The organism is Chitinophaga sp., assembly GCF_035564935.1.
Lineage (GTDB): Bacteria > Bacteroidota > Bacteroidia > Chitinophagales > Chitinophagaceae > Chitinophaga.
Genome location: NZ_DATMTE010000930.1, coordinates 1 through 2079, shown reverse-complemented (window position 1 = coordinate 2079; position 2079 = coordinate 1). Strand labels below are relative to the sequence as shown.

The 2079-nt window shown below is 45.2% G+C and carries 1 protein-coding gene; it reads right to left on the bottom strand.

Features of this window, described 5'->3' with window-relative positions; all coding sequences use genetic code 11:
• The coding region (locus VN105_RS24285; RefSeq protein ID WP_325645107.1) for a SusC/RagA family TonB-linked outer membrane protein at nt 1-1888 on the bottom strand (1888 nt) is incomplete at its 3' end.
• Between the last annotated feature and the right edge of the window lie 191 nt (nt 1889-2079).

The window sequence follows — 2079 nt, the reverse complement described above, 5'->3', positions numbered from 1 at the left end:
CGGCGGGGTCAAAGATATAAGAGCCGTCGTATCGCCACACAAATTCAGCGAGATACTTTGCGTCATAGGCATAGCTTAATCTTCCGAAATAATCTAACCTGCGGGCTACACCGGACGATCCTCCATTGTCTTTTAATTCATTACTTCCTAAATCCAGTTCGTCAAGAATATCGCTGGTATAGTTTCTCCTGAAAGCCCAGAAATTCATGTTATCACCGGCAATACGTTCCGCTGCAAAAAGAACTTTAATATCATGCTTATCAAAAACCCTGTCATAATTTAACAGCGCATTGAGGGTTACGTTGGAATTGTTATCCATCCACTGTTGCAGTCGCGGATCAGTATTCCCTTTTTTGGATGCTACCAGCAGCGGCGTTCCGTTGGAATCCAAACTTGTTTTATCCCAGGTATAGAGGTACCACGGTTTCCTGAATTGTTTGGTACTGACAATAGTTCTGTCCATTGCTGCATTACCGGTTAACGATAGTCCTTTTACCCATGGAATAGTAACCACGAGCCTTACATTACTCTGAAAAATATAGCTTCTTGATTTAGTGTAACCCGTGGCATCTGTAACCAGCACTACCGGGTTAGCGCCATATTCAATATCCGGTCCTGGTAAGCCATTAGGCCATCTTGCCGGCCACGTGGGAAAAGACCTGTTTAATGCCCAGAAAACATTTTGTGCCTGATCGGCGCTTCCCCCATTGGCGCCTCCTCCTGAATAGTTCCTGTTTTCCTGCCGGCCCACCACATCAAAACTCAAACGGATGTTGTTAGTAACTTTTGCGTCAATATTACTTTGAAAATTAGTCTGAGAATAGTTGGTAGCTCCATCCCTGAAAATCCCGTCGGTAAAATTCGATCCAAGTGAAATGAAATATTTTATCGCCTCAGCCCCGCCGGACAATGTTAAGTTGCCATAACGTTGCGGAGAATTTTTCCTGATGGTTTCTTTAAACCAATCCGTATTGGGATGCCCCCAGGGATCAGAGCCATCTTTGTATTTCTGGATATCCTCTGCCGAATAAGGCAATGGGTCGCCGGGATGATAAGCAGCAGAGATCTCATTCTGTAGCTGTGCATAAAGTGGCGCATCCGCCATTTTGGGAAGAACGGTAGGTGTGTTCCATCCCTGGTTCAGGGAAAATTGAATGGTGGGCTTACCGGATGCACCGCGTTTGGTGGTAACAAGGATAACGCCATTGGCTGCCTGTGATCCGTATATCGCTGCAGACGCATCTTTTAAGATCGTAACAGATTCAATGGTAGCGGGGTCCAGCCGCTCCAGGCTTCTGCCGGCAATACCGTCAACAACAACAAGCGGGGAATTATCGCCAAGTGTATTGGCCCCACGTATTCTTAATGTGGATCCGTCATTTCCAGGCTCGCCTGTTCTGGTAATAGCCACCAAACCCGGTAACCGGCCTGCTAACGAATTGGAGAAGTTACCCGCCGGTGATTTAACCAGGTCGCTTCCTTTAACAGAAGCAATGGAGCCTGTCAGGGTTTCTTTCTTTCGTGTTCCGTATCCAACCACCACAATGTCATTCAACCTGGCATTGCTTGGGGTAAGCGTCACCGTTAGTACCTCTCCATCTTTCATGGCTGTTACCTGTTTTTCTTCATATCCTATAGAAGAAAAAAGCAGGACTGCACCCTTAGCAACGCTAATCTTAAAGGAGCCGTTTTCATCAGTGGTTCCACCGGCAGTCCCGCCTTTTATTCTTATAGATACATTGGAAACGGGTTGACTGCTGTCTGACACAACATTACCGCTTACCGTTATTTTTTGCTGGGCAAAGGAAATTTGTGAGATGCCCAAAAAGAATAGCAATAAAAATGATGCTTTGATAGGCAATAGAGAATCAAATTGCTTGTTTAACATAACATGAGATTTTGGTTTTAAACATCGCTGGTAGTGGAATTATCTACAATTTAGAAATGACGGTTACTTCTGTGCGGCGACAGGCCGACAGGTGGTTGATGCATTCATAAAGACTAATTTTTCAAACGTGAATTTAACCTCCGGGTGCTGTGCTGCTGCCGGAATGAAACGTTGATATCATCACAAAAAGC